General features: G+C 69.9%; 1 protein-coding gene. It reads right to left on the reverse strand.

Annotated features, from left to right (window positions below):
* Positions 1 to 62: 62 nt before the first annotated feature.
* Positions 63 to 1,682 carry an ABC-F family ATP-binding cassette domain-containing protein gene (locus tag L0P92_RS44155; RefSeq protein ID WP_234768769.1) on the reverse strand — a complete coding sequence of 540 codons (1,620 nt, stop codon included), beginning with the start codon at positions 1,680 to 1,682 and terminating at the stop codon, positions 63 to 65.
* Positions 1,683 to 1,803: the final 121 nt, after the last annotated feature.

Genomic DNA, 1,803 nt, shown 5'->3' on the forward strand with positions numbered 1-1,803 from the left:
ATCCCTGGGGGCCGCAGGCCCCCAGGGATGGGACGGGTAGGGGCGGCGGGGGCGAAGGGGAGTCAGCGTGCTCGCTGGACTCGGCGTTCGTCCCAGACGGGCTCTGCCGTCTCCCGTACCCGGCCGTCGCTTCCGAAGACCAGATACCTGTCGAAGGACCGGGCGAACCAGCGATCGTGGGTGACGGACAGCACTGTCCCCTCGAAGGCTTCAAGGCCCTCCTGAAGCGCCTCCGCGGACTCCAGGTCGAGGTTGTCGGTCGGCTCGTCGAGGAGGAGCGCGGTGACGCCTTCCAGTTCCAGCAGGAGGATCTGGAAACGGGCCTGCTGCCCGCCGGAGAGACGGTCGAAGGTCTGCTCGGCCTGGCGGGTGAGTTCATAGCGCCGCAGCCGGGACATCGCCGCCCCCCGGTCCTGGGCATGCTCCTTCCACAGAATGTCGAGCAACGTCCGCCCCATCAGCTCAGGATGCGCGTGCGTCTGCGCGAAGTGCCCGGGCACGACCCGCGCCCCCAGCTTCCACGCCCCCGTATGCGCCACGTCCTCGCCGGCCAGCAGCCGCAGAAAGTGCGACTTGCCGGAACCGTTGGAGCCGAGGACGGCGACACGTTCGCCGTAGAAGACCTCCAACGAGAACGGCTTCATCAGCCCCGTCAGCTCAAGCCCTTCACAGGTGACGGCCCGCACCCCGGTACGCCCGCCCTTCAGCCGCATCCGGATGTCCTGCTCACGCGGCGGCTCCGGCGGCGGCCCCGCCTCCTCGAACTTGCGCAGCCGGGTCTGGGCCGCCCGGTAACGGGAGGCCAGGTCCGCGCTGTTCTCCGCCGCTTGACGGAGCGTCAGCACCAGCTTCTTCAACTGGGCGTGCTTCTCGTCCCAGCGCCTGCGCAACTCCTCGAAACGGGCGAAGCGTTCACGCCGCGCGTCGTGGTAGGTCGCGAAGCCGCCACCGTGCACCCAGGCGTCCGCGCCGGCGGGCGAGGGCTCGACGGAGACGATCTTCTCGGCGGCACGGGCGAGCAGTTCACGGTCGTGGGAGACGAAGAGAACCGTCTTGCGCGTCTCCTTCAGCCGCTCCTCCAGCCACCGCTTGCCGGGCACGTCGAGGTAGTTGTCCGGTTCGTCGAGCAGCAGCACCTCGTCGGTGCCCCGCAGCAACGCCTCCAGCACCAGCCGCTTCTGCTCACCCCCCGACAGGGTCCGCACCTGCCGCCACTGCGCCTTGTCGTACGGCACCCCGAGCGCGGCCATGGTGCACATGTCCCACAGCGTCTCCGCCTCGTACCCGCGCGCCTCGGCCCAGTCGGCGAGCGCCTGCGCGTACTTCAGCTGGGCGGCCTCGTCGTCCACGGTCATGATGGCGTGCTCGGCGGCGTCGACGGCCCGCGCGGCCTCCCGGATACGGGGCGGCGCGACCGACACGAGCAGATCACGCACGGTCGTCTCATCCCGCACGGACCCCACGAACTGCCGCATCACCCCGAGCCCGCCACTGACGGTGACGGTCCCCCCGTGCGGTTTCAGCTCCCCCGCGATCAGCCGCAGCAGCGTCGTCTTCCCGGCCCCGTTGGGCCCGACGAGCGCGACAGCGGCCCCTTCCCCCACCCGGAACGACACATCGCCGAGCAGCGCCCTCCCATCGGGAAGGTAGTACTCGAGATGCGCGGCCTCCAGATGTCCCATAGGGCCGCATTCTGCGGTCGACACCCACCACCGGGCAAACACTTATCCACGGCCGTCTCCAGCGCTCTCAGCCCGTCCGGCGTTTGCGGACGAGGCATTGCCATCCCTATCCCCCACCCAC

It is taken from the genome of Streptomyces muensis, assembly GCF_021474425.1.
Lineage (GTDB): Bacteria > Actinomycetota > Actinomycetes > Streptomycetales > Streptomycetaceae > Streptomyces > Streptomyces muensis.